The sequence below is a fragment of the Pseudomonas spirodelae genome (assembly GCF_034653255.1).
Taxonomy (GTDB): domain Bacteria; phylum Pseudomonadota; class Gammaproteobacteria; order Pseudomonadales; family Pseudomonadaceae; genus Aquipseudomonas; species Aquipseudomonas spirodelae.
The window spans coordinates 24,166-50,703 of sequence record NZ_JAYEET010000024.1 but is presented as its reverse complement, the minus strand read 5'-3'; the positions used below and the strand labels follow the sequence as shown (position 1 = coordinate 50,703).

40 protein-coding genes and 1 pseudogene are annotated in these 26,538 nt (G+C 59.0%); 23 read left to right on the top strand and 18 right to left on the bottom strand.

The features are described 5' to 3' along the window. The first annotated feature begins 170 nt into the window (after positions 1-170). Complete coding sequence (gene rpmB, locus SOP97_RS08170; RefSeq protein ID WP_090240685.1) at positions 171-407, top strand: 50S ribosomal protein L28; 237 nt, start codon at positions 171-173, stop codon at positions 405-407. A gap of 10 nt (positions 408-417) precedes the next feature. Beyond that, positions 418-573, top strand: a complete 156-nt coding sequence (rpmG, locus tag SOP97_RS08165) for a 50S ribosomal protein L33 (RefSeq protein WP_007894709.1) — start codon at positions 418-420, stop codon at positions 571-573. 202 nt (positions 574-775) lie between these two features. Here the strand turns inward: rpmG and SOP97_RS08160 are convergent, their stop codons facing one another. Then, the gene (locus tag SOP97_RS08160; RefSeq protein ID WP_322948893.1) at positions 776-1,141 is read right to left on the bottom strand and encodes a cupin domain-containing protein; all 366 of its coding nucleotides are present in this window, start codon (positions 1,139-1,141) and stop codon (positions 776-778) included. A 228-nt stretch (positions 1,142-1,369) separates the two neighbouring features. Here SOP97_RS08160 and SOP97_RS08155 point away from each other — a divergent pair, with 228 nt between their 5' ends. Continuing rightward, positions 1,370-2,863, top strand: coding sequence for an aldehyde dehydrogenase (locus tag SOP97_RS08155; protein WP_322948892.1), 1,494 nt, complete (start codon positions 1,370-1,372; stop codon positions 2,861-2,863). 136 nt (positions 2,864-2,999) lie between these two features. After that, positions 3,000-4,145: an MFS transporter gene (locus SOP97_RS08150; protein ID WP_322948891.1), complete on the top strand. Its 1,146-nt coding sequence runs from the start codon at positions 3,000-3,002 to the stop codon at positions 4,143-4,145. 48 nt (positions 4,146-4,193) lie between these two features. Here SOP97_RS08150 and SOP97_RS08145 read toward each other — a convergent pair whose 3' ends face one another. Then, positions 4,194-5,507, bottom strand: coding sequence for an NAD(P)/FAD-dependent oxidoreductase (locus SOP97_RS08145; protein WP_322948890.1), 1,314 nt, complete (start codon positions 5,505-5,507; stop codon positions 4,194-4,196). A gap of 175 nt (positions 5,508-5,682) precedes the next feature. On the opposite strand from SOP97_RS08145, the gene SOP97_RS08140 reads away from it, so the two are divergent. Then, positions 5,683-6,036 (top strand): YkgJ family cysteine cluster protein, encoded by a 354-nt coding sequence (locus SOP97_RS08140; protein WP_274087042.1) that lies wholly within the window; start codon positions 5,683-5,685, stop codon positions 6,034-6,036. Positions 6,037-6,093: 57 nt separating this feature from the next. Here SOP97_RS08140 and SOP97_RS08135 read toward each other — a convergent pair whose 3' ends face one another. Beyond that, on the bottom strand, positions 6,094-6,582 hold the full coding sequence (locus SOP97_RS08135) for an Lrp/AsnC ligand binding domain-containing protein (protein ID WP_090240673.1): 489 nt from the start codon (positions 6,580-6,582) through the stop codon (positions 6,094-6,096). A gap of 155 nt (positions 6,583-6,737) precedes the next feature. On the opposite strand from SOP97_RS08135, the gene dadA reads away from it, so the two are divergent. The 5 genes from dadA (at position 6,738) to SOP97_RS08110 (ending at position 10,717) form a co-directional block, all read left to right on the top strand. Continuing rightward, the gene (gene dadA / locus SOP97_RS08130) at positions 6,738-8,036 is read left to right on the top strand and encodes a D-amino acid dehydrogenase (protein ID WP_322948889.1); all 1,299 of its coding nucleotides are present in this window, start codon (positions 6,738-6,740) and stop codon (positions 8,034-8,036) included. Next, positions 8,011-8,361: a RidA family protein gene (locus SOP97_RS08125; protein ID WP_322948888.1), complete on the top strand. Its 351-nt coding sequence runs from the start codon at positions 8,011-8,013 to the stop codon at positions 8,359-8,361. The genes dadA and SOP97_RS08125 overlap by 26 nt, the downstream gene beginning before the upstream one ends. Before the next feature lie 99 nt (positions 8,362-8,460). Then, positions 8,461-9,534, top strand: a complete 1,074-nt coding sequence (gene alr / locus SOP97_RS08120; protein WP_274087045.1) for an alanine racemase — start codon at positions 8,461-8,463, stop codon at positions 9,532-9,534. A gap of 101 nt (positions 9,535-9,635) precedes the next feature. Next, positions 9,636-10,184: a cupin domain-containing protein gene (locus SOP97_RS08115; protein ID WP_274087046.1), complete on the top strand. Its 549-nt coding sequence runs from the start codon at positions 9,636-9,638 to the stop codon at positions 10,182-10,184. A 110-nt stretch (positions 10,185-10,294) separates the two neighbouring features. Next, entirely contained in the window at positions 10,295-10,717 is a 423-nt protein-coding gene (locus tag SOP97_RS08110; RefSeq protein WP_274087047.1) for a c-type cytochrome, read from the top strand. 139 nt (positions 10,718-10,856) lie between these two features. On the opposite strand, the gene SOP97_RS08105 is transcribed toward SOP97_RS08110, so the two are convergent. Genes SOP97_RS08105 through SOP97_RS08040 form a run of 14 tightly spaced genes read right to left on the bottom strand, consistent with a single transcriptional unit; the run spans position 10,857 to position 19,454 of the window. Continuing rightward, entirely contained in the window at positions 10,857-11,219 is a 363-nt protein-coding gene (locus SOP97_RS08105; RefSeq protein ID WP_322948887.1) for a Mor transcription activator family protein, read from the bottom strand. After that, positions 11,219-11,764 (bottom strand): hypothetical protein, encoded by a 546-nt coding sequence (locus tag SOP97_RS08100; RefSeq protein WP_322948886.1) that lies wholly within the window; start codon positions 11,762-11,764, stop codon positions 11,219-11,221. Before SOP97_RS08100 ends, SOP97_RS08105 begins: the two co-directional genes overlap by 1 nt. After that, a complete protein-coding gene (locus tag SOP97_RS08095) occupies positions 11,764-12,330 on the bottom strand; it encodes a gp16 family protein (protein WP_322948885.1) in 567 nt (188 codons plus the stop codon). The genes SOP97_RS08100 and SOP97_RS08095 overlap by 1 nt, the downstream gene beginning before the upstream one ends. After that, the gene (locus SOP97_RS08090; RefSeq protein ID WP_322948884.1) at positions 12,317-12,559 is read right to left on the bottom strand and encodes a hypothetical protein; all 243 of its coding nucleotides are present in this window, start codon (positions 12,557-12,559) and stop codon (positions 12,317-12,319) included. The genes SOP97_RS08095 and SOP97_RS08090 overlap by 14 nt, the downstream gene beginning before the upstream one ends. Position 12,560: 1 nt before the next feature. Then, the gene (locus tag SOP97_RS08085; protein WP_322948883.1) at positions 12,561-13,256 is read right to left on the bottom strand and encodes a DUF2786 domain-containing protein; all 696 of its coding nucleotides are present in this window, start codon (positions 13,254-13,256) and stop codon (positions 12,561-12,563) included. A 1-nt stretch (position 13,257) separates the two neighbouring features. Further along, positions 13,258-13,884: a DUF3164 family protein gene (locus SOP97_RS08080; protein ID WP_322948882.1), complete on the bottom strand. Its 627-nt coding sequence runs from the start codon at positions 13,882-13,884 to the stop codon at positions 13,258-13,260. Further along, a complete protein-coding gene (locus SOP97_RS08075; RefSeq protein ID WP_322948881.1) occupies positions 13,877-14,161 on the bottom strand; it encodes a hypothetical protein in 285 nt (94 codons plus the stop codon). The genes SOP97_RS08080 and SOP97_RS08075 overlap by 8 nt, the downstream gene beginning before the upstream one ends. After that, a complete protein-coding gene (locus tag SOP97_RS08070; RefSeq protein WP_322948880.1) occupies positions 14,158-14,499 on the bottom strand; it encodes a hypothetical protein in 342 nt (113 codons plus the stop codon). Before SOP97_RS08070 ends, SOP97_RS08075 begins: the two co-directional genes overlap by 4 nt. A gap of 1 nt (position 14,500) precedes the next feature. Next, complete coding sequence (locus SOP97_RS08065) at positions 14,501-15,679, bottom strand: ExeA family protein (RefSeq protein WP_322948879.1); 1,179 nt, start codon at positions 15,677-15,679, stop codon at positions 14,501-14,503. Next, positions 15,673-17,445 (bottom strand): DDE-type integrase/transposase/recombinase, encoded by a 1,773-nt coding sequence (locus SOP97_RS08060; RefSeq protein WP_322948878.1) that lies wholly within the window; start codon positions 17,443-17,445, stop codon positions 15,673-15,675. Before SOP97_RS08060 ends, SOP97_RS08065 begins: the two co-directional genes overlap by 7 nt. Positions 17,446-17,447: 2 nt before the next feature. Next, a complete protein-coding gene (locus tag SOP97_RS08055) occupies positions 17,448-18,365 on the bottom strand; it encodes a hypothetical protein (protein WP_322948877.1) in 918 nt (305 codons plus the stop codon). Next, positions 18,365-18,643: a hypothetical protein gene (locus SOP97_RS08050; protein WP_322948876.1), complete on the bottom strand. Its 279-nt coding sequence runs from the start codon at positions 18,641-18,643 to the stop codon at positions 18,365-18,367. Before SOP97_RS08050 ends, SOP97_RS08055 begins: the two co-directional genes overlap by 1 nt. A 24-nt stretch (positions 18,644-18,667) precedes the next feature. After that, complete coding sequence (locus tag SOP97_RS08045) at positions 18,668-18,979, bottom strand: helix-turn-helix domain-containing protein (RefSeq protein ID WP_322948875.1); 312 nt, start codon at positions 18,977-18,979, stop codon at positions 18,668-18,670. Beyond that, positions 18,972-19,454, bottom strand: a complete 483-nt coding sequence (locus tag SOP97_RS08040) for a hypothetical protein (protein ID WP_322948874.1) — start codon at positions 19,452-19,454, stop codon at positions 18,972-18,974. Before SOP97_RS08040 ends, SOP97_RS08045 begins: the two co-directional genes overlap by 8 nt. Before the next feature lie 114 nt (positions 19,455-19,568). Between SOP97_RS08040 and SOP97_RS08035 the strand changes: the two genes are divergently transcribed. Further along, positions 19,569-19,805, top strand: a complete 237-nt coding sequence (locus SOP97_RS08035) for a hypothetical protein (protein WP_322948873.1) — start codon at positions 19,569-19,571, stop codon at positions 19,803-19,805. A 333-nt stretch (positions 19,806-20,138) separates the two neighbouring features. Here SOP97_RS08035 and SOP97_RS08030 read toward each other — a convergent pair whose 3' ends face one another. Further along, the gene (locus SOP97_RS08030) at positions 20,139-20,351 is read right to left on the bottom strand and encodes a DNA-binding protein (RefSeq protein ID WP_322948872.1); all 213 of its coding nucleotides are present in this window, start codon (positions 20,349-20,351) and stop codon (positions 20,139-20,141) included. Between the two features lie 68 nt (positions 20,352-20,419). On the opposite strand from SOP97_RS08030, the gene SOP97_RS08025 reads away from it, so the two are divergent. The 12 genes and pseudogenes from SOP97_RS08025 to SOP97_RS07970 all read left to right on the top strand — a co-directional run bounded on the left by SOP97_RS08025 (position 20,420) and on the right by SOP97_RS07970 (position 26,536). Continuing rightward, positions 20,420-20,869, top strand: a complete 450-nt coding sequence (locus SOP97_RS08025) for a hypothetical protein (protein ID WP_322948871.1) — start codon at positions 20,420-20,422, stop codon at positions 20,867-20,869. Between the two features lie 97 nt (positions 20,870-20,966). Beyond that, positions 20,967-21,323 carry a hypothetical protein gene (locus tag SOP97_RS08020; RefSeq protein ID WP_322948870.1) on the top strand — a complete coding sequence of 119 codons (357 nt, stop codon included), beginning with the start codon at positions 20,967-20,969 and terminating at the stop codon, positions 21,321-21,323. A 220-nt stretch (positions 21,324-21,543) separates the two neighbouring features. After that, positions 21,544-21,861 (top strand): hypothetical protein, encoded by a 318-nt coding sequence (locus SOP97_RS08015; RefSeq protein ID WP_322948869.1) that lies wholly within the window; start codon positions 21,544-21,546, stop codon positions 21,859-21,861. 167 nt (positions 21,862-22,028) lie between these two features. Then, positions 22,029-22,238 (top strand): hypothetical protein, encoded by a 210-nt coding sequence (locus SOP97_RS08010; RefSeq protein ID WP_322948868.1) that lies wholly within the window; start codon positions 22,029-22,031, stop codon positions 22,236-22,238. 164 nt (positions 22,239-22,402) lie between these two features. Continuing rightward, complete coding sequence (locus SOP97_RS08005) at positions 22,403-22,906, top strand: hypothetical protein (protein ID WP_322948867.1); 504 nt, start codon at positions 22,403-22,405, stop codon at positions 22,904-22,906. A gap of 70 nt (positions 22,907-22,976) precedes the next feature. Continuing rightward, positions 22,977-23,186 carry a hypothetical protein gene (locus tag SOP97_RS08000; RefSeq protein WP_322948866.1) on the top strand — a complete coding sequence of 70 codons (210 nt, stop codon included), beginning with the start codon at positions 22,977-22,979 and terminating at the stop codon, positions 23,184-23,186. Continuing rightward, the gene (locus SOP97_RS07995) at positions 23,183-24,040 is read left to right on the top strand and encodes an LPO_1073/Vpar_1526 family protein (RefSeq protein ID WP_322948865.1); all 858 of its coding nucleotides are present in this window, start codon (positions 23,183-23,185) and stop codon (positions 24,038-24,040) included. Before SOP97_RS08000 ends, SOP97_RS07995 begins: the two co-directional genes overlap by 4 nt. A gap of 197 nt (positions 24,041-24,237) precedes the next feature. Beyond that, a complete protein-coding gene (locus tag SOP97_RS07990) occupies positions 24,238-24,540 on the top strand; it encodes a putative holin (protein ID WP_322948864.1) in 303 nt (100 codons plus the stop codon). A gap of 2 nt (positions 24,541-24,542) precedes the next feature. Further along, positions 24,543-25,214: pseudogene (locus tag SOP97_RS07985) on the top strand (transglycosylase SLT domain-containing protein); the annotation flags it as partial. 168 nt (positions 25,215-25,382) lie between these two features. Continuing rightward, a complete protein-coding gene (locus tag SOP97_RS07980) occupies positions 25,383-25,805 on the top strand; it encodes a hypothetical protein (RefSeq protein WP_322948863.1) in 423 nt (140 codons plus the stop codon). 117 nt (positions 25,806-25,922) lie between these two features. Further along, positions 25,923-26,240, top strand: coding sequence for a DUF2730 family protein (locus SOP97_RS07975; protein ID WP_322948862.1), 318 nt, complete (start codon positions 25,923-25,925; stop codon positions 26,238-26,240). Next, a complete protein-coding gene (locus SOP97_RS07970) occupies positions 26,240-26,536 on the top strand; it encodes a VpaChn25_0724 family phage protein (RefSeq protein WP_322948861.1) in 297 nt (98 codons plus the stop codon). Before SOP97_RS07975 ends, SOP97_RS07970 begins: the two co-directional genes overlap by 1 nt. Positions 26,537-26,538: the final 2 nt, after the last annotated feature.

The following is a 26,538-nucleotide window of genomic DNA, read 5'->3' as shown; positions in this document are numbered from 1 at the left end:
TTGCGCCTTGGGGTTTCTGGTATAAAGCAGCGCTCTTTTGTAGGGGCCCGGTTCTTGCGCTTTCAGGTACGGCCGGTAAGACCCTCGAGATACGCGGCGCTGCGCGCCAAGATTGAATATTAGCGGCCAACCCATGCCGGGTTGGGCATGTGGTTTTAGAGGGCTGAGGCATGTCGAGAGTCTGTCAAGTTACCGGTAAGGGTCCGGTAACTGGGAATAACATTTCCCACGCAAACAACAAAACCCGTCGTCGTTTCCTGCCGAACCTGCAGCATCACCGCTTCTGGGTCGAGTCTGAGAACCGTTTCGTCCGTCTGCGCGTTTCTGCTAAAGGCATGCGTTGCATCGACAAGCGTGGTATTGACGTCGTTCTGTCCGAGCTGCGTGCTCGCGGCGAAAAGGTTTAAGGGGAAAGTCATGCGTGAATTGATCCGTTTGATCTCGAGTGCCGGTACTGGTCATTTCTACACTACCGACAAAAACAAGCGCACCACTCCGGACAAAATCGAAATCAAAAAATTCGATCCGGTTGTGCGCAAGCACGTGATCTACAAGGAAGGCAAGATCAAGTAATTGATCAAGCACCTTGTCGAAAAAGCCCGCCTTCTGGCGGGCTTTTTCTTGCCTGGGATTTAACCGAGTAAGCACCCAGGCATTAAAAGATTGCCTAGAGCTATTTTTAACCGCGCGTGGCGAGGCCCTGAGGGTGCGCCATGAATGGCAGGCAATAAAAAGCCCGCGCAAGGCGGGCGAAGGGAGGGCGTATAAATTGCGCTTAGTGACTGGCTTGCTCGAAGATCACATAGACCTTACGGCACGTTTCCAGTACTTCCCAGGTGCCGGAGAAGCCGGCCGGAATGACGAAGCGGTCGCCGGCGCGCAGGGTCTTGGCGTTGCCGTCCTGGTCACGTAACACCGAGACGCCTTGCAGAATTTCGCAGTACTCGTGCTCGGTGTAGTTAATGTTCCACTGGCCAACTTCACCTTCCCATATCCCCGCGTTGAATTGCCCGCATGGGCTGCCGTAGTGGTTACGCACGCTCTGTTCAGGGTCACCCTTGAGGACTTTTTCCGCCGCTGGGCGGTAGTGCTCTGCTGGGGTGGTGGCTTGGGCGAAGTCGACGATCTGCTCGATGTTCATAGGAGGGTCCAGTCAGGCGTGTGGTCAGTTGGATGGCAATTTCGGCAGTCTATGTTTAATAAAGCGCACATAACAAGGTGGCTTTGCCGCTATTTGTAAAAAATATTGGAACTGTGCAAGCCGCTGGTTTAGTGTTGCCGGCACGATTGGGTTTGCTGACCCATGCACAATAATTGATAGCGCGTGCGGCCAAACTGCGGCGCCTTACTTGCGATAGAGGATGTTCGAATGACTAGCCTGACTCGTGCCGATTGGGAACAGCGCGCCAAAAACTTGAAGATCGAAGGGCGCGCCTTTGTTCATGGCGAGTACCGTGCGGCGGTTTCGGGTGACACCTTTGAGTGCATCAGCCCGGTTGATGGCCGTGTGCTCGGCCAGGTGGCCAGCTGCGATCTGGCTGATGCTGAGTTGGCCGTGGCAGATGCCCGCGCCACCTTCGAGTCGGGTGTTTGGTCACGCATGGCGCCGGCGCAGCGCAAGCGCGTGATGATTCGTTTCGCTGACTTGATGGATGCCCACGCCGAAGAGCTGGCGCTGCTGGAAACCCTGGACATGGGCAAGCCAATCAGCGATTCCCTGGGTGTTGATGTGCCGGGTGCCTCCCGCGCGATTCGCTGGAGCGGTGAAGCGGTCGACAAAATCTACGACGAAGTCGCCGCCACGCCGCATGACGAGCTAGGCCTGGTGACCCGTGAGCCGGTAGGGGTTGTCGCGGCCATCGTGCCGTGGAACTTTCCGATGATCATGACCTGCTGGAAGCTTGGTCCTGCGCTGTCCACGGGCAACTCAGTGATCGTCAAACCGTCCGAGAAATCGCCGCTAACCGCGCTGCGTCTGGCCCAGTTGGCCCTTGAGGCCGGTATCCCGGCTGGCGTACTCAACGTGTTGCCAGGTTATGGCCACACCGTGGGTAAAGCGCTGGCGCTGCACATGGATGTCGACACCCTGGTGTTCACCGGTTCGACCAAGATCGCCAAGCAGCTGATGATTTACGCGGGTGAATCGAACATGAAGCGCGTGTGGCTGGAGGCCGGTGGCAAGAGCGCGAATATCGTCTTCGCCGATGCACCAGACCTCAAGGCCGCAGCCGAGGCTGCTGCTGCCGCGATCTGCTTTAACCAGGGCGAAATGTGCACCGCCGGCTCACGCCTGCTGGTGGAGCGCTCGATCAAGGATCAGTTTATGCCCATGGTGGTTGAAGCCATGCAGGGCTGGAAAGCCGGTCATTCGCTGGACCCCGAGACCAAGGTTGGCGCGCTGGTCGATGCCGGCCACCTGAATGCCGTGCTCGGTTACATCGACGCCGGTCACAAGGATCAGGCCAAGTTGCTCTGCGGCGGTAAGCGTACCTTGGAGGAGACCGGTGGCCAGTATGTGGAACCGACCATTTTCGATGACGCGCACAACGCCATGCGCATTGCTCAGGAAGAGATCTTCGGCCCAGTGCTGACCGTCATTCCATTCGACAGCACCGAAGAAGCCATCCAGATCGCCAACGACAGCATCTATGGCCTGGCCGCCGCCATCTGGACCAGCAACCTGTCCAAGGCGCACCTGGCCGCTAAAGCCCTGCGCGTTGGCAGCATGTGGGTCAACCAGTACGACGGTGGCGACATGACGGCGCCGTTTGGCGGTTATAAGCAGTCGGGCAACGGCCGCGATAAGTCGCTGCACGCCTTCGACAAGTACACCGAGATCAAGGCGACCTGGATCAAGTTGTAAGTCGAGAACACTCGGCCGGCCAGTGGCCGGCTTGGCAGAAGTAAGCCTGCGGCCGGGCTCCTCGTCAGGAGTCCGGCCGTTGCTTTTCTGCCGTGTTGCAGTGAGCCATTAGCGCCAAGGGATGGGGGTTGAGTAAATGAAATGGGCAACCTATTTCGCCGTCAGTGCGGCGGTGGTCGTTGTCGGGCTGGCGCTGGGGGTGACCCTGCCACTGGTGTCGTTTCGCCTGGAGTCGTGGGGCTATGGCCCTTTTGCGATTGGCGTGATGGCGGGTATGCCGGCTGTCGGTGTGTTGCTCGGTGCGCGCTTGACCGGGCACCTGGCCGGCTGGTTCGGTACGCCGCAGACTCTACGGCTGTGCCTGCTTGCCAGTGCTGCATCGGTGGCGTTGCTCAGTGTCATGCCCAGCTATCCGTTGTGGCTGCTGTTGCGGTTGTTGATCGGTATCTCCCTAACCGTGGTGTTTGTACTCGGCGAAAGCTGGATTAATCAGCTGGTCGAGGACCGTCTGCGCGGCCGTTTAGTGGCCCTGTACGGCACCGGTTTTGCGCTCAGCCAGCTGTGTGGGCCATTGCTGCTGACTTTGCTAGGCACCGACAGTGACCGCGGATTCTGGTTTTCGGCAGGCTTGTTGATCTTCGGCAGCCTGCTCCTGCTCGGTCGCGACGGGGCGCCCAAGGTTGATGCGCAAAGTGCCTCCGGGCGCGGTGTGCTGGCGTTCTGCCGAGCGTCGCCGGCGATTTCCTGGGCGGTGGTGCTGTTTGCTGCTTTCGAAGCCATGGTGCTGACTCTGCTGCCGGTGTACCTGGTGCGCGAAGGCTTTGCTCAGCAACTGGCGTTGATTATGGTCAGCGTGGTGGTGGTGGGCGATGCCGCGCTGCAGTTGCCGCTAGGTTGGATGGCCGACCGGGTGCCGCGACAGATGCTGTTCCGCTGTTGTGGGGTGGTGTTGCTGATATCCAGCCTGAGCATTCCGCTGCTGTTGCACACGCCGCTGATCTGGTCTGTGTTGCTGTTGTTCGGTGCGAGCGCTGGCGGGTTGTACACCCTGTCGCTGATTCTGGTCGGTCAACGCTATCGTGACGATGCCCTGGTGCGGGCCAATTCGCATATCGCCTTGCTCTGGGGCGCTGGCTGCCTGCTTGGGCCGCTGTCGACCGGGGCTGCCAGTCAATGGATCAGCGGGCATGCCTTGCCGATGCTGATGGCAGTAGGCGCGGCTGGGTTTGTTTGGCTGGCATTTCGGCGGGGGGCGTTTAGCGAGGTGGCGGTGCCGCGCTGAGCTGCTGGGAGGAGGCGTGATGATAGGTGTCATCACGCCCCTTGGTCGTTAGACCAGTTCTTTCAGGCGGTGCCAGAGCATGCCCAGCGCCAGTAGGGGCGAGCGCAGGTGTTTGCCGCCAGGGAAGGTCATGTGCGGCACCTTGGCGAACAGGTCGAAGCCATTGCTTGCTTGGCCGGCAATGGCCTCGCCCAGCAGCTTGCCCGCCAGGTGGGTGGCGTTGACGCCGTGGCCCGAGTAAGCCTGGGCGTAAAACACATTGGGCTGGTCTTTGAGGCGGCCGATTTGTGGCAGGCGGTTGGCGCCGATGCCGATCATGCCGCCCCACTGATAGTCGATACGTACGTCTTTCAGGTGCGGGAACACCGCCAACATTTTTGGCCGCATATAGCCGGCGATGTCTACCGGGTCGCGACCAGAATAGTGGCAGGCACCACCGAATAGCAGGCGGCGATCGGCGGACAGGCGGTAATAATCGAGCGCCACGCGCTGGTCGCACAAGGCCATGTTCTGCGGGATGATCGCCCGCGCTTCGGCCTCGGACAGCGGTTCGGTGGCAATCACATAGCTGCCTGCAGGTAGCACTTTGCCGCCCAGATTGTTGTTCAGGCCATTCAAATAAGCGTTACAACCCAGTACCAGGTTGGCCGCGCGCACCACGCCCCGGGCGGTGTGCACCTTCACCTCGTTACCGTAGTCGATGCGCATAACTGCGGAATCTTCAAACAACTGCACCCCCAGGCTCTGCGCCGCTGCAGCTTCGCCGAGCGCCAGGTTGAGCGGGTGCAGGTGACCGGAGCCCATGTCGATCATGCCGCCGACATAACGGTTGGAGCCGACCACTTCATGCATCTGCTGGGGTTGCAGCAGGCGCATTTCGTGGCGATAGCCCAGTTGCTTGAGTTCGGCCATGTCCTCGGCGAAGTCATCGAGGTGGCTGGGTTTGTTGGCCAGGTCGCAATAGCCCCAGGTCAGGTCGCAGTCGATATTGAAGTGCTCGATGCGCTGGCGGACGATTTCCACCGCTTCCAGGCCCATCAGTTTCAGTTCGCGTACACCTTGGCTGCCGATCACCGACTCGAATTGTTCAACGCCATGGCCGACGCCGCGAATCAGTTGTCCGCCGTTGCGTCCGCTGGCGCCCCAGCCAATTTTGTGGGCTTCTAGGAGCACCACCGAGAGGCCTTTCTGCGCCAATTCGATGGCTGTGTTGAGGCCAGAGAACCCCCCGCCGACAATGCAAACATCAGCACGTAGCTCGCCCTCCAGGGTGGGGTAGGCCAGTTGGCGATTGCTGCTGGCGGCGTAATAGGAGTTGGCGTGTTGGCTGCTATGAGCGGGCTGGTGAACGCGGGCGTTCATGTGTGGAATCCTGATTATTATGTTTGGAAAATTTTACGAAGAATAAGCGCGGGGTTTAGCAAACGCCAAGAGGTAATCGGCAATTAACCGGCTTTTTGTCGATTAATCGGCCCCGCTTCCTCGAAATGGGCTGTCGTGCGGTTACTATGTCGGCCACTGTTTCAGGACCCTACCCATGAGTTGCACCCGCCGCAAAATCGACCAGCTGCGTTTGCAGATTCCCAGTTTCGCCTGTGTGCCGGGTTGTCACGACTGCTGCGGCCCGGTGACGGCCTCGTCCGAAGAAATGTCGCGCCTGCCGGTAAAAAGTGACGCCGCGCACGACGCCGCCTTGGCCGAATTCAATTGCGTGCACCTGGGCCCGCAAGGCTGCACGGTGTATGACCAGCGGCCGCTGATTTGCCGGCTGTTTGGCACAACTGCCAGCCTGCCGTGCCCGCGTGGCCAAGGCCCGGAGCAGATGATTGAGCCTGCAGTAGAGCAGCAGGTGCACAACCTGATTGCCAGCACGCGCCAGGTGCTGGTGTAGGTTGGGTTGAGCACAGCGATACCCAAAAGCGCTAGATGCAACTTTGCAGGGTCGGCGCTACTCGGCAATCGGCAGGCTCAGGCTCTCTTTCACTTCTTCCATGACGATGTAGCTCTTCGACTCGCGCACGTGCGGCAGCTTGAGCAGGATATCGCCGAGCAATTTGCGGTAGCTGGCCATCTCGTTGATCCGCGCCTTCACCAGGTAGTCGAAGTCGCCGGACACCAGGTGGCATTCGAGCACGTGCGGCAGCTTGAGCACGGCGCGGCGGAACTCCTCAAAAGTATCGCCAGATTTGTAATCTAGGCTGATCTCGACAAACACCAACAGGCTGGCCTTGAGCTGCTGCGGGTTAAGGCGGGCGTGGTAGCCCATGATGATGCCTTCACGCTCCAGACGGCGCACACGCTCGGTACAGGGCGTGGTTGATAGACCGACTCGCTCGCCCAGCTCGGTAAAGCTGATGCGCCCATCTTCCTGCAGGATGCGCAGGATGTTGCGGTCGATTTTGTCCAGTTCACGACGGCTCTGATGCTGAGTGCGCACGGTGGATACCCCTCTGTAGAAGGCGATATTGCCAAGATTTGTCGCCAAATATAGCTATTTATATAGTGAAAAGCACTGCTGATCTCTTCCTATACTGCGCTCAATTGTGATCTCAAGAATTATCCGTCGCGCTGGGTCGCGACGAGGAGAGCGGCATGCGGGTTCTAGTTCTCGGTAGCGGTGTGATTGGTACAGCCAGTGCGTATTACCTGGCTCGTCAGGGCTTTGAAGTGGTGGTGGTCGATCGGCAGAACGCGCCGGCCATGGAAACCAGCTTCGCCAACGCCGGCCAGGTGTCCCCGGGTTACGCCTCGCCGTGGGCTGCGCCTGGCGTGCCGCTGAAAGCCATCAAGTGGTTGCTGCAGAAGCATGCACCCCTGGCGATAAAAGCCACCACCGATATCGATCAATACCTGTGGATGGCGCAAATGCTGCGCAACTGCACCGCCAGCCGTTATGCGGTGAACAAGGAACGCATGGTGCGCCTGTCCGAGTACAGCCGCGACTGCCTTGACGAACTGCGTTTGGAAACCGGCATCGCCTACGAAGGACGTAGCCTGGGCACCACTCAGCTGTTCCGCACCCAGGCGCAACTGGACAACGCGGCGAAAGACATCGCCGTACTCAAGCAATCAGGCGTGCCTTTCGAGCTACTCGACCGCGCCGGTATTGCCCGTGTTGAGCCGGCTTTGGCCGCTGTGACCGACAAGCTGGCGGGCGCGCTGCGCCTGCCGAATGACCAGACCGGCGACTGCCAGATGTTCACCACCAAACTTGCCGAGATGGCCAAGGCGCTGGGGGTGGAATTCCGTTTCGGTCAGGATATTCAGCGCATTGAGGCCGTGGGCGACCGGGTTAATGGCGTATGGATCGACGGCAAATTGGAAACCGCTGACCGTTACGTGTTGGCGCTCGGCAGCTTTAGCCCGCAACTGCTCAAACCGCTGGGGATCAAGGCGCCGGTGTACCCGCTCAAGGGCTACTCCTTGACTGTGCCGATCACCAACGCGGCAATGGCGCCGACTTCGACCATCCTCGATGAGACCTACAAAGTCGCCATCACCCGTTTCGACAACCGTATCCGTGTTGGCGGCATGGCGGAAATTGCCGGTTTCGATCTGAGCCTTAATCCACGTCGTCGTGAAACCTTGGAAATGATCACCGCCGATCTTTATCCACAAGGTGGCGATCTGAGCCAGGCCGAATTCTGGACCGGTTTGCGGCCTGCCACCCCGGACGGCACGCCGATTATTGGGGCCACCCGCATGCGTAATTTGTTCCTCAACACCGGTCACGGCACACTGGGCTGGACCATGGCCTGCGGCTCCGGCCGTCTGCTGGCCGATCTGATGGCGAAAAAGCGTCCGCAGATCAGTGCCGAAGGTCTGGATATTTCCCGTTACAGCCGTTCCCAGGAGACTCACAAGCATGTCAGTACAGCGCCTGCTCACTGAAACCCGTCACAGCGAAATCGTTATCCATAACGGCACGGTCTATTTGGCCGGGCAATTGGCCGATGATTACAGTGGCGACATCGTGCAGCAAACCCTCGAAACCCTGGCCAGTACAGACCGTTTTTTGGCCGAGGCCGGCAGTGACAAGTCGAAAATCCTCTCCGTGACCATTTACTTAAAGGATATGGCGCGCGACTACGCGGGGTTCAATCAGGTCTGGGATGCTTGGGTGGCCCCTGGCGCTGCGCCAGCCAGGGCATGCGTGGAGGCGAACATGTACAAGCCTGAGGTGTTAGTCGAAATCACCGTGGTGGCAGCGCTATAGCGCCTGTTATCCGGGACCGCCTTACGGGCCATTGCGGCGCAACGCTAAAATGGCTCCCGCCATTTTTAAGACTGATACCTGCCGACAGCCGAGAACCCCATGCGCCCCGCCCGTGCCCTGATTGACTTGCAAGCCCTGCGTGATAACTACCAACTGGCCCGCGAGCTGAGCGGCGCGCGCGCGCTGGCGGTGATCAAGGCAGATGCCTATGGCCATGGCGCGGTGCGCTGTGCACAAGCACTGCAGGCGCAAGCGGATGGCTTTGCCGTAGCCTGTATCGAAGAGGCACTGCAGTTGAGCGAGGCCGGTATCGGCGGGCCGATCCTGTTGTTAGAGGGTTTTTTCGAGGCCGACGAGCTGCCGCTGATTGAACAACACGGGCTTTGGTGTGTGGTGCATTCGTGGTGGCAGCTTGAAGCGATTGAGCGCAGCACGCTCAGCACTCCGCTGACGGTCTGGTTGAAAATGGACAGCGGCATGCACCGAGTCGGCTTTCACCCGGCGGAGTACCAGGCGGCGTATCAACGTCTGTTGGCCAGTGGCAAGGTGGCGAAGGTCGTGTTGATGAGCCACTTTGCTCGCGCCGATGAGCTGGATTGTCCGCGCAGCGAGGAGCAACTGGCGGTGTTTCAGCAGGCGCGCGAAGGGATTGTGGCCGAAGTCAGCCTGCGCAACTCGCCGGCACTGTTGGGTTGGCCAAGCGTTCCCAGTGACTGGGTGCGCCCTGGCATCATGCTCTATGGCGCTACGCCGTTCGAGCAGGCGCAAGCTGTGGCGGCGCGCCTGCAACCGGTGATGACCCTGGAATCGAAGATCATCATCGTGCGCGAACTGCCGGCCGGCGAGCCGGTGGGCTATGGCGCGCGCTTTATCAGCGAGCGGCCGACTCGGGTCGGAGTGGTTGCTATGGGCTATGCCGATGGTTACCCGCGGCATGCGCCGACCGGTACGCCAGTGGCCGTGGACGGCCAGCTGACCCGGCTGATCGGCCGGGTGTCGATGGACATGCTCACCGTCGACCTCACCGACTTGCCGCAGGCTGGCCTGGGCAGTCGGGTCGAACTCTGGGGTAAACAGGTGCTGGCCAGCGACGTGGCGCTGCAGGCCGGCAGCATTCCCTACCAGCTGTTTTGTAACCTGCGGCGGGCGCCGCTGCTCTATCTCGGGGGCTGAGTATGTCGCTGTAGACGAGTTTGAACGCGAGTGTTGTAAATTCTGAACGCTATGCCATGATACGGCCACATTTCCGTATCTTCCCGAGGGGGACTCCAGCATTGGACGTCGGTGTTCGACTGCAATCCATTCGTAAACTCAAAGGCCTTTCCCAGCGTGAACTCGCCAAGCGGGCAGGCGTCACCAACAGCACCATTTCGATGATCGAGAAGAACAGCGTAAGCCCCTCGATCAGTTCGTTAAAAAAGGTGCTGGCGGGTATCCCGATGTCGCTGGTGGAGTTTTTCTCCCTGGACGCGGAGCAGGATGCTCAGATCCAGGTGGTCTATCGGGCTGCTGAGCTGACTGATATCTGCAGCGGTGCCATCACCATGAAGCTGGTGGGGAAGGCGCACCCGAGCCGGGCCATTTCCTTCCTCGATGAAACCTACCCTGCGGGCTCAGACACTGGCGACGAGATGTATGCCCACGAAGGTGAAGAGGCAGGCATGCTGGTCTCCGGCCAGTTGGAACTGACCGTCGGCAGTGAAGTGTTTATCCTCGAAGCCGGTGACAGTTACTACTTCGAGAGCAGTAAACCGCATCGCTTCCGTAATCCGTTCGAGCAGCCTGCGCGGTTGATCAGCGCGACTACGCCGGCCACCTTCTAAATAACCCTGCGGCAATCTGAGCGGTTTCAGCGCTCGCGGCTTGCCGTTATACTGCGTTCTGCTCGCGAAACCGTGGCCGCGAGCGTGACTAGCCACGAAGAGGGTGTACCGTGAACCTGATTAAAAAAATCCTGGTAGCCCCTGCTACCGTATTGGCCCTGTGGGCAGTGACTGCTCAGGCCACGACCGACGATGCCATTGCCGAGCGACTGAAGCCGGTTGGCCAAGTCTGCGTGATGGGTGAAGAGTGCAAGGGTGTGGGTGCTGTCGCTGTTGCCGCTGGCGGCGGTGCGCGTACTGCCGATGACATCATTGCTAAGCACTGCGGTGCCTGCCATACCCCAGGTATTCTAGGCGCGCCAAAAATTGGCGATACCGCTGCATGGAAAGAGCGTGCAGATGCACAGGGCGGCCTCGACGGCATCCTGGCCAAGGCGATTTCCGGCATCAACGCCATGCCGCCTAAAGGCACTTGCGCGGATTGCTCGGATGACGAGCTGCGTGGTGCAATCCAGAAGATGTCCGGCCTGTAATACGCCTGGCACTGCTGTGCAGGAGTGAGAAAGATATAACCGAGAAAGCTAGATAAAAGCGGGATATAAGGGAATGAGGCGGTAAATAGCGGGATGGGGTTTGAAAAAGAGTTACCGCTAGGGCAACGGTGGCGGCGGCCTAGGAAAGGCCGTCGCCGAGGTCGAGTTTGCCTTGCTCGCGGTCGAACTTCCTGTCCTGGACCCGCTTAAGCAACTTATAGATCGCATTCTCGGTTAGGTCGTACTTCATCGCCAGCGCGTGGTGATTGTTGCCCTTGAATTCCGACAGGATCACCAGGTCACGCTTGCTCAGTTTGAAGCGGTGATCCTTAGGGATGCAGATAGTCGAACCGGCCCACGTCTGAGACAGGTGGTCGGCCACAGCATTGCCAGCCTGTTCAGTTACATCAGCATCAATGCCGTGCTCCTTGAGCACCTCAGCAACATGATCCGCGATATCGCTGAGCAGCTCATGCCGCTTATCAGCCATTGCCGATGACATCAGTTCCCCCTCAACGCCGCCACGCGGCGCTCGCCTTCTTCTTTATTAATGATGCCCAAGCGCACATCGGCCTCGACTCGGCCTATTTGCTCCTGGATATCCTGCTGCGCTGTAGTTGCTGAGCGCTGGGGCTTGGCTGGTGCAATGGCCTTCATCTGCACAGGGTCAGCGGCTATACCGAACACCACAGCACGCAGATAGTTATGGCTGTCGAGCGGCAGCGACAGGCGATCGCGTTGCGCGATCATCTGCTCGATGCCGGCAGTCCATAGGCGCGGCGGCGCTGGCTTGCTTTCAGTTGTACGAGCATCGCGCTGCACCTGGCCAGACTCGACCAGGACGAGCAGCTCCTCGACGATACGGATGGCCTTTGTCATGCGCAGCCCACGTTTAGCCGGGCTGAACAGACGCAGATAGTTGAGCACCGCGCGCCCCAGTTTCGGCTCCAGCTTGGCGAACAGCGCCGCCAGCTGCTTACCGTCCGCATCAGCGAACCCAGCCTCGAACGGGAACTGCTCGCCGCAGCACGGACATTGAATCTGCATTACACGAGCCCCCGTGCAGAGGCTGCGGCCTGCAGCGTTTCAACCAAGGATTTGAGGATTGGACGGCGGCGTTCCCAGCCCTCAGGCAGGGCTTCCAAATCGACCTGCCAGTTTGGATCATGCTCGCCCAGCAGCTTGAGCAGCTCTTCCACATTGCCCAGCAGCCGGCGCTTCTCCTGCTCGACGTGTAGCGCAGCGATGATCGCATCCAGCTGATCGGCCTTTTTCAGCCACGCCACCCGCTGCACCTTGAACATCTGCCGCGCGAGCGCATCGGCATAGGCCCAAGGCAGGCGCATATCAGTAAGTTGCGCCTCGATCTTGTCGACACGCGGCCCCAACTGCTTAGCGTTGTGCGGTTTGCCCTTGGCCTTGCTGCTGGGCTTGGGTTTGAAGCCAAGCCGCTCGAACTCAACCAGCACCGCGCTGGCCTGGCGCGTGTTCAGCTCCTTTGACGAACGCACGCCAGCAACACGGGCCAGCAGCCCTCTATATATGTCGTCTTCCATGCCCAGCTGTTGCTTAGCGATATGGATCTTGCTGAGGGTGGCTTTAGCGAGTGGCATGCAAAGGCTCTCCAGGAGTGATCGACCACTTACTGTGCAGCCGGCCAACAGCGGTGCACTCCAAGCGCTCGATAGTCTTGTGGTAGTCCGGGAACAGCTTGTCTGCCAGGCGTTCCACAGCCAGCTTGGCGTCATAGGTGCAGCACCCACGCTGGCCTCGAATCACCTTTGTTTTGTAGCCGGCGTGATCGCTGCTGACGGTCACTTCAACACGGGTATTGGTAGCCATCTCACACCCCCTGCGTCAGTCGGGCGACCGGCTTGTGGCTGATGGCTTGGTGCAGCTGGGCAGACTTTCCGGCCTGGTAACCGGCGTTTACGGCCGACTCATCGCGGGCCTTGAGTTTGCGCCGCTTCATCTCAGACTTTTCGAGGTCCGGGTGATGCTTGGCCATATAGGCCTCAATCGCCTCGGCGATGTTGTCCTCTACTCCAGCGAAAGCGTCGACCTTGTGGTACACCGCATCGATCCAGGCGTTGGCAAAGTGATCACCACGCGCCACCTTGGTGCTGCGCTTACAGCGTTTCTGATTAGGCTCTGCCAAGAACCCCCGGCGCGCCTTCTGTAGTTGGCGTTCAAGCACCTGGTAGGCGTACCCGGTCAGCTCTGGAGCCGCTCCGCAGCCCACAAAGATGAACCCAGCCACGCTGAACAAGCCAGTGGTGATAATCAGCTTGGTGCCAAATGCATGGCCACAAACCTGAGCCAAGCGAACGCGCCAGGCAGGTGGTGAGCCGTCCGAGCCTGCAGCGATTTTCGCTTCGCAGGCCATGCTGGCTAGCACGTCACCCAGCTCCAGGTTGTAAGCCTCCATCAGCTTGTGGGCCTGACGCAGGGCGATCTCGGCCTCATTGGGGTTGGCGGTCTTCGACTTGGCCATCTCCATGCATTTTTTGATCTTGTCGAGAATGCGGTCCTGGTCCATGTCACACCGCCGCAATATTGAGGTTGATGGATTCATAGCGGTCGGTGTTGCCCACGCGCTGGTACACGCGGATGTAGATCGCTGTGCCGTTGACCTGAATGCTGTCTTTCAGTGCTTCCATGGCCATCTTCCAGTCAGGATCATCGATCTCCACGCGCAGCAGACTCAGCACGTCCCCGGTCTTGATCTGGCCTTGCTTGTTGGCCCGGAATGCGCGGTCGACCAGTACCCGTAGATGTTGGTCAGCACCCTCGCTCCATTTGCGGATGCACTGGTCGATTAGTTCCTTGGCCGCGAGGATCTCCTCGGTGAACGTCAGGCGGTCGGCCATGGCGCGCTCGATCTTGAAGCGGCCGTCGTAGGTGACGATGGAAACGTTGCCCTTCTTACCGCCCAGCTTTACGCCGTACTTGTCGGCCGAGAGCGAAATTAGGTCGGCGATATCGGCCAACGCCTTGGCCTTGAACGCTGCCAGCGCTTCGCTGATGCCCAGGGCCTGCTTGGCCAGGTCACCCGCCACGCTGTCACGCAGCTTGTCGTGCTCACGCACCTGGTGTTCAGGCACCAGATGGTTCGCGGCGTTGAGGACGTAGCCGTCCGGCACCGGGGTTTGGTGGGTATCAGCCATTGCTCTTCTCCTCATTACTAGGACTCAGCCAGCCGTGGTCTCGCTGTTGGCGCGACAGCTCCAGTACGCGCTGGGCCTCAGTGGCGATGGCCTCCATGTCGCGGTAACACTCACCGCCAGCCAGAGCATCAACGAACGCTTCAAGCGCACCAGCCTCAGCAATGGCATGACCCGCCGACCACGCCACAACCTCACAACCTGCGGCCTCGCGCGGTACTTCTTTACTGGTTGCGCCACGGATCACCAGCGTGTCGTAGCGTTTATCAGCAGTACTCATTGGTTCTGCTCCTTCACCGGTGTCAGCCAAGCGATGCAGACGCCATCGATGCGCACCATGTTCTTGGTGTGCTTGTCGCAAGTGGTCCAAGACAGGCCGCGCCACTCTTTTTTAAAGGTGTCGGCAAGCTGCTGTGCGCTGCCAGCGGCGATGAAAATGGTGTGGTCCAGCGGCGATGCCGTTTCAACGCAGACGCCAGCCGCACGTAGGCGGCGAGTCATGCTGTTTACCTTCTCCAGGGCGTCGGACAACTGGGCAGTCAGCACCGTGCACATCGGCATGGCGTGCTGCTTGATGGCAGCCGATGGGTTGATCGGGACAACATTCGGATTGGCCATCTCACACCTCCTTAATGACATCAGCGGTGACGACAGGCTCACCGATTCGCACGGCCAGGTTCATTGCGGCCACCATCATGTTGCCGATCGCCAGCGGGTACAGAAGGCTGCGCTGGCTGTCGCGCCCGGACTTGCTCAAGCGCTCAGCAATCGCCTGCACGCCGCTGGTGTCGATCACGTCCTCCAGCTTCTTACCTACCCGCGCCAGGCGGAACGCCAAGAACTCATCCAGACGCGCAGCACTGACCGGCAGCAGCTCGGCGACCTCGATGCGCTGTACGACCTCGCGCACCTCGGCGTTGCGCTCGGACAGCTTCACCATCAGTTCGGTCTGGCCGATCAGGATGATGCTCACCAGCTTGGTGAAGCCCGACTCCAACTCGCGCATCCGCTTCAAATGCTTGAGCGTCGAGATCGGCATGCTGTGCGCTTCTTCGATAATCAACACATGCCGGAAGCCGCTCTCGTAGCTGTTCTTCAAGGCGCGATGCATCTGCCGGAACCGCGCTTCCGGGTTCGATTTCGGGCGTTCTAGCGGCGCAACGGTGTCGACGATGGCATCCGCGATATGCGAGGTACGCAACGCCTTACCCTTTTCGCCCTTGTCCTCCATGGCCAGCACGTAGGGTTCAATCACCAGTACTGGTGCGCCCTCGTTATTCAGCCGGTTGACCAAATCGCGGCGCAGGGTTGACTTGCCCGCACCGGACTCACCCACAACAGCCAAAAAGCCATCGTGGCGCGCCACCTGGTACATCGCCTCGCGGATGTAGCGGATATCCGGGTTTACATACATGTCCTCAACGGACTGCAGATCCTCGAACGGATCGCGGAAAATCGAAAAGGCTCGCTTGGTCTCTGGTAACAGCACCTGCTTCCGTAGCAACATGGTTTCGCACTCCTGGTCGTCTATCGCTTTTTTGGTTGGGTGTGCAGGGGCCTGGGCGTTGGCGCGCTCAGGCTCCGCTTCTTCAAATGCGGTATTCACCGCCAAATCGTTTGCGCCTTTCTCCTTCAAAAAACCTTCAATGCGCTGGCGCAAATCAGCTTCGTCGAGCGTGCGTGGCCACTGCTTGTGATTGATCAGCAGGGAAACCGCCGCGCTACTCACCGAAAGGTGCTGGGCCAGCGTAATTTGCCGCTGGCCGAGATCCGCCAGCGTGTATTTCAGGTTCAGCATGATTCACCTCCCACCACACGCAGGCCGGGGCGCGCGGGCTTATTGAGGTTGGCGGCGATGTTGTCGAGTTCGGCCTCTGGCACGCCATCCGGGTAGTTGGTTTTCAGCCAGGCCATTGACTCGCCCGACCAGTTGTTGACCTTGCTGCGCAGCAGCTTGGCGGCGGCCACATGGGATAGCGGCATGAGTTCAACGGTCGGGATCACCAGGTCATGCTGGGTGCCCCGGCGTGGCATAAAGGCCGGCAGGTCGGCCTCGTCCATCTGCTTGTAAGGCTGCAGCTGTCCACCGAACGGAATGGCCTTGGCCTTGCGCGCGGTGTCCACTTCGTCCTGGGTCTCGGCACCCATCGCCAGCTTGGCGGCTTCTTTGCGGGCAACCTGGGCCGGGGTTTCGGCGCGCCGGCTGAATTTTTCACCGATGGTCGTGGCGGCAACATCAAAGCCCAGCTCATTGGTCACGATGGCCGGCACCACATAGAACACTTCATGGCCGCTAGCGTCGGTGGCCACTACTTGGGCCGCGTCATCGCGCCATGGGTTGCGGGTAACCAATACGCGGTCATGCACCATCACACCCGGCACACCTGACACGTCGTATTCACGGCCCTGGAAGCTAACGCGCAGCTTGGTGGTGACCTTGCGGCTTTCCGGCTCGGCCACCGCCAGGCGGCGGCACTCCTCAACGTTGGGCACCTTGATCAACTGATGCTCGCGAATGCTCATCCACACCGCGCTGCGGTTCTTCTTGTGCCGCGAGTGCACCGCTGTCGCGTTGAAGTAACCGCGCCACCGCGCAGCCAGGGCGTTGAGTTCATCCAGGTCAGCGACCGGTTGGAAGCGCAGGCCAGCTTCAAACTTACGTTCGATGATGTTCCGCGCGTTCTCCACCTGGCCGGTTACCCGTGCTGCACCCGGTGCGTGAACGATCATCTGAATGCCCAGGCTGCGGCACAGGTTCTTAGCCATGGCTGAGGTGTTCGCCGAGCCAGGGTCCATCATCAGAATGTCAGGGCGGCCGTGCAAAATGTCGCTGCCACCGCGCTCCTGCATCGCGTTAATCAGCACGCTGCAGAGGTTCTCGCCGCTTTCAGCGCCCATCACGTATTCGAGGTAAATCCAGCCGCTGGCGTGGTCGGTGATTTCGTAAGACCACACGCGGTTGGCGGCAATGCGCGCAAGGTTTTTCGGCTTGTTCTTATAGAACTCATCAGCATCCATCACCTGCAAGCCAGGCACCTTGGCGGATGGCTGCAGGTAATAGAGCACGCAGATAGAGGCGTCGATCTGCCATACATGGTTCGGGTGAGTGCTGGCCAGTTCGGTTACAGGCGCAGGTGCCAGCAGTTGGTCCGGGTGTTTGCCGTAGTTGTACAGGGCTCGGCTGATGGCGCTGAGCGACATCGGGCGCAGCTCACCCGTGGCCTTGTTGACCGTCTCCGCGCGGATCATGCCGCTGATGCGCAAGGCATCCACGGCATCACCGAGTGAGTACAGGCGTTTCTCATTGCGCCGCGCGGACTCCATCATTGCCGCGCTGATGGCCAGCGCCTCATCCACAGTCAAATCGCTTTGTCCTGCATCAACGCGGCGCTTACGGGGTGGTGTTACAGACACGTTAACCTCCTCCAGTTTGCGGTAGATGGTCGCCAGCGATAAACCAAGGTCGAGCGCCGCCGCTTTGCACAGCGCCGTGCGCTGGCCTTTACCCGCGCAGTCCAGCGCACGGCTCAGGTCAACCAGGCGTTGGGTAATAACGGCGCTCATGCTCAGGATTCCTGCGCTTGCTGGTTGAGCCAGCCAAAGTCGGCTGCGCTATCAAGCTCTGCCGGCAGGCCGAACTCCATGCGTATGCCGCCCAGCACGGCATCCAGGTGTGCAACCAATCCAGCCTTGAACAGTTGGTGATCCATTCCCGTGCTGGTGTTGTGCTCCACCAGTTTGTTAAAGCCCTCGCGCACCTTGCCCAGCAGCAGTGCCTCGACCTCAAAGGCCATCAGGCAAACCTCCTGGCGCAGCTGCTTAGCTTCCTCATCGGGTGCCAGCACCTGCACCAGCGGCTGTTTGGCCAGCTTGGTGGCCAGCTCATCGATGCGCGCGTTCTTATCGGCCAGCACCCGGCCCTGCGCGGCCTTGTCCTCGCGGGTTTCGCGCAGGGCCTTGCGCAGCTCCTTGACTGACATGGTCGCGACGTCATCGAGCGACAGCTCGCCGGTCTGGCCGGTCAGCTCCAGCTCCTGGATCTCCTCGTCATCGAGCACGAGCATTTCGAATAATTTGGATTGGTTTCCGAGGGCCTTGGTCAGCGCCGGATTGCTACCGAGGCATGAGAACTTAGTGGCGCTCTGAATAAAGCGTTTCGCCACACTGTGCTCAATGCCAAGCATTTCGAGACGAGGTAAGAACTGCCCGTGGTCGCATGCCGTTTTGAGAACCACTAATCCGCGCCCCACCTCCAGGCAAGCCTCGACACTGCGGCGCATATTGGCAGCGATATCGCGCTGGATCAGGTCCGGGTCGGTGCAGTCAGCCGGCAGCTGATAGCCGAGCTGGTCAGCTACAGCCCTCACGCGGGTCTCCTGCTCCTCATTCATCATGGCCACTTGGTTGTGCTGGGCCAGCAACACGTCGCTGTTCAGCGGCGCATCCTCTACGAGGGCCACCCCTTTATTTGCAATACGCGCCATTAGGCAGCCCTCCGCTCGGTGCCGGCCAATTGCTGCAGGCGGGCAATAGCCGCAGCACGGTCGCTGTTGGCCTCTATTAGCAAGTTGCGGAATTCGTTATGGGCACGCATGCGGCCTGCCAAGAAGGCATCGTCCTGAACGCTACCTACGGCATAGGGGCTGGTTACTGGGGTGCGGTCTACGCGGTTTTGCAGTACAGCGGCCATGCCCTCTAGGAAGGGCGCACTGCGCTTGGGGTCGTGTTCCAACAGCTTCTCGGTTGCTTTGCGGTAGTCCATGTGTCGCTCCTTGTTGCCTTGTTGTTAGCGGTTGGCCCCAGCCAGCACGCGTTGGTTGATCTCATTAATGCGCCCCTGCGCCATCGCCATTTCATTGGCATGTGCCTGGGCGATCTGTAGCACGGCAATGCTCAGCGCAAAGCGCCCGGTGTCGAGCTTGGTGGCCATGCCCTCAGCGATCAGCGTGTTCATGCAGCGGTTGATGGTGGCCGGGCTCTCGCCCAGGGCTTTGGCTAAGTCGCCGTTACTCAAGCCAGTAAGGCTGTGGCCACGCAGCGCTTTAAACACACGCAGCACACGGCCACCGCTGTCGCTGGTGCGGGTCTTGTCATTCATGGGGTTCACCCAGTTCGAGTTGCGGATGGGCGTGTTGCTGCACGTTGCCGCGATGCCAGGCCAGGCCCTCCAAGCCGGTTTGAATGGCCGCGAGGGTGGCGTCGGCATCCGCTGTGCCGTTGTAAAAGGCCAGCAAGGCGCCAGTGGCGGTATGCAGTGCCGCCTGCAGCTCCTGCATGTCGCTTGCAGAACAGCCACGGCCGGTAGGCATATCGATCAGCAACTTGCTGCCAGTCGAGGCCAACCAGCGGCTGACCAGGTTGATGCCACATACATGCTCAAACGCCGGGATGCTTACAGCTGGCATGCGCCCCTCGCTGGCCCACTTATAGAGCGCCCAGTGGTTGGCCAAACCCATGCGCTCAGCGATGCGCTCAACACTCAGGTTGTGCCGCTCTTTGGCGTACTCCAGCGACCACTCAAGTGCCTGGCGAATGCTGCTGGGCTGAGCACTTTTCCAATTGCGGCGCTTCATTGGAAAGCCCCCACACACGCGCTAGAGCGGCCTAGCAAACAAATTGATTTTTTGCACCTAGGCAAAAGGGTTTCAAAACCAACAATGGAATCAGGTACATTCACAAGAAGGCACATGGCTATGACCGATCAGATTGAGGTGTTGAAAGCGCAGGTGAATGCTCTGGCTCAAGTAGTACTTCACCTGGCAGCAGTGGCTGAGGTGCAGGGGCAGTTCCAGCCGGAGCAGTTACGTGACCTCCGCTGGCCTGGGCAACCTTATGAGGCAGAGGCTGTACGGACGATGGGCTGGCTGTGTGATGAGCTGACTGCAGCGCGTGAGGTTCGCCAATCGAGCGAGCAAGCCAGCTGAAGCCAAGTTCGTTGAACACGCTGTTGTTGTGCTTGGCCGAGGCGGTATCGAGGCGGTTGCCCACCAGCTTGCCGGCCCCTAGCAACATCAGGCGGTCGATCAGCTTGGCCTCGCCTTGGCTGGCAGCGCTGAAGTCGCGGCAAACCAGGGTTTTTTCACGGGCATCTTTGAGGTGCCTGGCAATATCAGCAGTAACGCCAGGTGCAACAGCGATCAGCGCATTGAGCGCAGAGCGCCAAGCATCAAGCGGGTGTGGAATGAGGTCGATTTCCTCGACTGGGCATTGCGGCTTGTTGGACATTGCAGTGTCCCTCGCGGCTTGTTTAGTTGGAGTTAGGCAGCGATGGCATCTGGCACTTTCAGGCCAAGCTTCACGGCAATATCGTGCGCCTTGCCGTAGTTGGCCTTGGCCTGTCCGTTGAGCACGCGATACACCTCGTTGCGGGTGTAGCCGTTCTCCTCTGCCCAGGCAGTGATGGTCTTGCCGCGCGTTTTGAAGCCTTGCTTCACCTGCTCGGCGGTTAGGGCTTTGGTTGCAGTGGCCATGTCGGTGGCTCCTGTGATGCAAAGATATGTGTGGTTTGTGTGGTTTATATTGGTAGGAATATTACACCGTGTCAAGCGATTCGGTAGGACATTTACACCTAAGGCTGCGAGAGGAGTTAGATCGCGTCGGCCTGAAACTGGCGGCGGCATCTAGAGCTGCGGGTGAGTCGAGCGCTCAGCGCTTAAAGGATGTGGTCTCGGGCCGTGTGCGTTGCCCTGCTGATCTTGTCGAGCGGCTAGCGCCGACAGGAATTGACGTCCTGTACGTGATTACTGGTGAGACTCAGAGCGAAGCAGGAGATGCAAATGGTGCGACGTCGCACCATTTGCCTCCAGACGAGCAACTGTTGCTGGAGGCCTATCGAGGCCTTGGAGCTGCGGCGCGTAAGGCGCTGCTGGCCGAGTTGCTGACGGGCGGCAAGAAGCCCAGGGCCAATACGAAAACCCAAAGCGAGGGTTTAGGTATCAGCGTGACAGGGAGCGGCAATCGGGTCGCAGGCAATGACTATCACGAATAGTCGCTTGCAATTGGTGCTGGCATTTTGCGCGGCACCACCTGAGAAACCTCAGTTATCTAATGCGAGTTAGGACATTAGTACCTGACAGGAAGGATTCATGAACGTAAGTGGCGATAACAACCGTGTAGCCGGTCGGGATTACATCGAAAACCCGATCAAGGCCTGCCCATCTTGCGAGAACAGCGTTATCGACCGAGATAAGGCGAAATGCAATCGCTGCACCCAGCAGGAGAAAGAGGAAGCTGCCAAGTTCGCGATGACGCTCTTTGGTTTGGCCGTGTGCATTGTTTGGAGCTTTCTATCTCAGCGCATTGAGGGCGCAGGTATAGAGTGGTTTACGGAAACAATCGTCATATCCGCCCTATTGGTTGTTTTGGGGTACTTCATTCTGTGGCATGTACTGCCGTTTGTATTCGAGTTGATACAGGCCTGGTGGAGTAGCCGGCGCCAGTGAACTTTGTACTTAATGCCGAGAGAGTAAATGGACTGACCAGGCTCAACCCTTTAAAACTCAAGGCTGTGCTGCAGCATGTGGATGAGTACCAGGTACCTGCACAGATTTCTGTGCCGCTGTCCCTGCAGGGCCTCCATAAGCGGGTCACCTTTAGTACATCACGGCGGTGTTCTTGCTTGGAGCGTTGACGGGGCTTGTCTTTTAACCAGGAGGGTTTTCAGTGGCGCTGATCGAATGCCGGGAGTGCAAGAAACAAATATCGGATCAAGCTGCTGCTTGCCCCGGCTGCGGGGCGCAGCCGCTGAAGGAGCCAAAGAGCTATGCCTGGCTCTGGACGATCCTGATCTTGTTTGGTGTATTCATTGTATACAGCTGGGCGCGAGGCAATGACCCGGCAGTTGCCGCCATGCGCCAGGATCGCCAGGCCTATGAGTTGTGCCTAAAAACAATGAGGGAGTCGTTAGGTAACCCCATCGTTAAGGGCGCGTGCGAGCAGATGCGCACTAAGTTCCGAGATAAATACAAGCGAGAACCATGATGCCTTTCATGAGGAATATAAGCGGCGGTATCAGTTGATTATTGAGCCGTGATTTATGAAAACGGGTGGCATCTGATACCCCCTGAGCAATTGCCGTGCTAACGATGCGTCAACAGCCAAAAAACCGTCGTACTTTCTCAAAAATCATAAAAAGTAAGGAATGCTCTATGAAATCACTACAACTGTTGGCCGCGCTGACTGCGATCGTAATCCTGGCCGGTTGCACGACTGCTGGCCCCTACGTCACCAACATCAGCAGCGATGGCCGCAATGGCCTGAATATCGAAAAGTGCGCGGTGAAGATGAATGCCTTCATGGGCACCGTCAGCACCACAGACTGCACTAGCCAGAACATACGGCTAACTCAGAACTACTAAGTTCGGAATCACTTACGCAACAGCCATCCCCATGCAACTGGCCCCAGTGCCAGGCTGACCAGCGATCAGCGATCAGCGCGGTGCAGCTGAGCAACCCTTGGCAATTTAACGCTGTATTCGTGATCGGCTCGCTGGTAAGGCGAATTTTCTAAGAGGGATTTTTGATGAAACGGACTGCATTACGCCTCACTGCTGCACTCGTTTTGGTGGGTGCCCTGGCAGGTTGTGCCACGGCCACCGTGGGTACGCCATTCCCTGCGAACAACGTCGGCCTTTTGCGCACGGGGGTTTCCACTACCGAGGATGCCCGCAGCCTGCTTGGCCAGCCCTGGCAGGTGCAAACGCTGGCCAACGGCGAGCAAGTGCATATCTGGCAGTACATCCGCTCGGACGCCACCAGCGGCATCGTAACGATGAACGTTAAAACCAGCACCCAGCAAGCTGCACTGGTATTCGGCCCGGACAACCGCCTCGCGCGTGTGCAGAACCTGATTAACGTGCCCGCCCCCATCGCTGCTGTCGCCCAGCCTGCTGCGCTGACCACAGCTGTACCAGTCAATGCAGCAGGTATGAACCGTGAGCAGCAGCTGCAGGATCTGCAGAACACGCAGGGGCTGAGCTATGAGGAGTACAAGCGGCGGTATCAGATGATCATGGGAGTCGAGTGACGCCGACAATTTCAATCAGGCTTATTACAGATCACTGAATAGGTGAAACATCTAGTTTGGGGTGGCACAAATGGAAATAGGGTCAGAGGCTTTGCGCTATGTACAAGCTCATTGGGAATGGATTTTCGGTAGCGGCGGAGCTGTGGGTGCACTCATCTTGATAATTAAGGGCGTGTTTTCCAAGCAGACTATTCAGCAGACCCAGATCATTGAGGGTAATGGCGAGGCGTATCAGGCGGGACAAGATTTGTCTGTTACCAAGAAGGAGTCAGCTGAATGATCGGTGGTGAGCAGAACCAGGACCTGAATGGGGACGGCATGGCTGTTCAAGCAGCCCGCGATGCGAACGTGAAGGTCGAGAAGCACTATCACGGGCTTCAGATCGCTGAAGTGGAAACATTGGTTCAATTATTTCTTGAGAGACAGCTGCCGGCTCTGCGTGAGGAAGCCTTATTAATCATGAGACAAAATGCTGATGAATTCCTAAGGCAGTTTTCTGCACAGTTAGCAAAAACCGACAAAGTTACTCATGACGCATTTGCAAAGCCTGACTCCCAGATTTGCTTTCAAGACGCCCTTAAAGCTAGCGCTGAGAAAGGAGATCAAATAGACCTTTCCTTGCTTGCTGAGATGGTCATTGGTCGCCTTGAGTCAGATGAGAATCCACTACTAAAGTTGATTTATGAAGATGCCTTAAGGATTCAACCGCGCTTGACCGGCCCCCAAATAGCCTTTCTCATCTACCATATTTGGATGAGGCGCATACGACACAACCAATTGGTGGATACCGGCCAATTAGAGAGTATTGCTATTAAGCTATTTTCCATCGTAAAGGATGGATTAGCAATTTCGGAGGTTAATAGAGAGTACCTAGCCAGCGTTGGAGTCATCACAATAAATCATGTGTCAGATGCTGATACGATTTTCGGTACATTTATAGAGAGCTATCCTTTTCTCCCAAAATCACGAGAAGCTCTTCAGGCGGAAGCCCCAGTTCTATTTTCATTGATCGAAGCGTGGGGTAAACACAAGCATCCTCTTTGTCATTTGAACGGCTCCGGCAAGCTGATTGGGCTTATGGGCTTTCAGAAAGTTCATTCAATGAAATTGGACGTAACCATCTGGATTAACTAGCAAAGATCACCAAATCTTCTTAGTCCACCCTGATAACAGGGCCTAAAATCATTAGAACAATGGCGCCTTTGTTGTTTTTGCCCCGTCAAAATTACTCCCCGCGCGCGCGATGTGAAGCTGTGATCTCTCTCCGGTAGGACTGCCGGTATGAGCACAGCCAAGGCCATGGATGGCCCACCTCACACGCGGAGAGTTTCATGTCTCAATCCTGCACGCCCCGTTCCCGCTCCATCCTGCCGCGTATGTGGCTGTGGACGATCATCACCCTTTGCCTAATGGTTGCCCTGGCGCTGATTCGCCCTGAGCAGCTGCAGGTTGTGCTGTACAAGGCGGGCCTAGTGACCCTTGGCGCGGTGCTCGGTTACTGGATCGACCGCTCGCTGTTTACCGACGCGTCACGCCCACATGAGTGCATCGGTGGCATTCATATCGTTGGTGCATGGCTGCGCCGCGCGCTGATTGTGCTGGCGTGCATCCTCGGCCTGACGCTGGGGCTTTAACCATGCGCACCGTCTTTTGGTTTGTCTTAGCGTCGGTGGTGGGCAGCTCGCTGGGCTGGCTGCTGTTGGGTTTGGCCCTGCTGGTGGCGAGCTGCCAACCCGCCTATGCAGCAGATGCGATCCCGCCTGCCGCCGAGCAGCACCGCCGCACCCTGGTGCGCGCGGCCCATGCTGAGTGGGGCCTTGATGCGCCCATCGCCACCTTTGCCGCCCAAGTGCACCAGGAGAGCCTGTGGCGCGTAAATGCACGCAGCCCAGTTGGCGCTCAAGGCCTAGCGCAGTTCATGCCCGCTACCGCTGATTGGATGGGCGAGCTGTACCCCCGCAGCCTGGGCCCGGCGCAGCCTTACAACCCTGGCTGGGCACTGCGCGCCATGGTCGCGTTTGACCTCTGGCTGTACGAGCAAAACCAGGCCAACAGCGAGTGCGAGCGCTGGGCCTTTGTGCTGTCGGGCTACAACGGCGGCAATGGCTGGGTGAATCGTGATCGCAGGCTGGCATCGGCTAAGGGCGCCGATCAGCTGGCCTGGTTTGATTCCGTCGAGCGGCACAACGCTGGCCGCTCGGCTGCCAACTTCCGTGAAAACCGCCATTACCCGCGCGCCATTCTGCTGCGCTGGGAGCCGCTATATGTGGCCGCCGGCTGGGGCACGGGTGTGTGTGCCGAGAGGTTTAGCCGCCATGAGAATTCCAACCCTGTTTCTACTCGCCACGTTGACCAGCAGTTCGCCTGCCGCTTGCTCCCGCAACTGGCTCGCTGCCAGCGAGTTGTACGCATCGCCAGCGCCCCGCGAACGTCTCGCGCAGCGCCTACCGCGCAAGTTCCGGCGTAAGGGACGGCGATGATCAATCGACTTGTCATCGGCCTCTGCGCGCTGGCCGGCCTGGGCTTCACGTTGGCGGCAACCTGGCTGCTGGCCGCCAGCACGGCCTATGACTTGGGCTATGCCGAAGGTAAGGCCGCTGCTGTGAACACTTGCCAGCAGGCCCAACTCGATGCCCTGGAGGGCGTGATCGCCGCGACCCATGACCTGATCGCAGACGCCAACATCGCCAGCCAAGCCCTGGGCAAAACCATCAGTGCACGCCAGCAGGCGGACGCCAAAACCACCAAGGAGATCCGCGATGCGCTCGCATCTACTGCGCCTCAGCGCGCTGGCTGTGTGTTTGACGCTGGTGTCATGCAGCAGCTCGACACCGCGCGGCATCGAGCCGCCGAGGCCGCTGCCAGCGGAATACGCGGCGCAGTGCCCGCCACCCGTTGAACAAGCGGACAACAGCGCAGACGCCGCAGCGGTGGCACTTAAAGCGCTTTATGACCAATACGGGCTGTGCGCTGGCCGCTTGGTTGACCTGGTGAACTACCTGCAGGAGCAACGCTGATGGATTGGGACTTTATAACCAGGGCCGGGCAGTTCGTGTTCACGGTGGTGATCGGCCTGTATTCGCTGCTGGCTGCACGCCGCTCTGCGTCAACCGCCGAAGCCCAGGCGCTGGATAAGCGCCTGACCAACCACCACACCCGCATCGTCACTGTTGAGCAGCAGCTGATTCACCTACCAGACGGCAAGCAGATGAACGAACTCGCCGGCGACATGAAGGCGGTAAAAGCCGAGTTAGCGGGGGTGGCCAGGGAGCTAGCCCCTTTAGCGCGAGCGTTAGACCGGATCAATGACTACCTGCTGAATGCGAGGACGTAATGAGCACCCACTTTTCTGATTTCCTGCGCCAGGACCAACGCCTGGTGATGTTGCGCATCCTCTCTGAGGTGCCGCAGTACCGCTCCAACTCCTCAGTGATCCACAACTTGCTTGGCCAGTTTGGCCACCACCCGAGCCGTGACCAGGTGCGGGCTGAGTTGACCTGGCTGGGTGAGCAGGCGCTGGTCTCGGTTGATGACATTGGCTCTGTGCTGGTGGTTACGCTGACCGAGCGCGGTGAGGACGTGGCCAAAGGCCGAGCCTCCGTGCCCGGCGTCAGCAAGCCGAGGGCCTGACC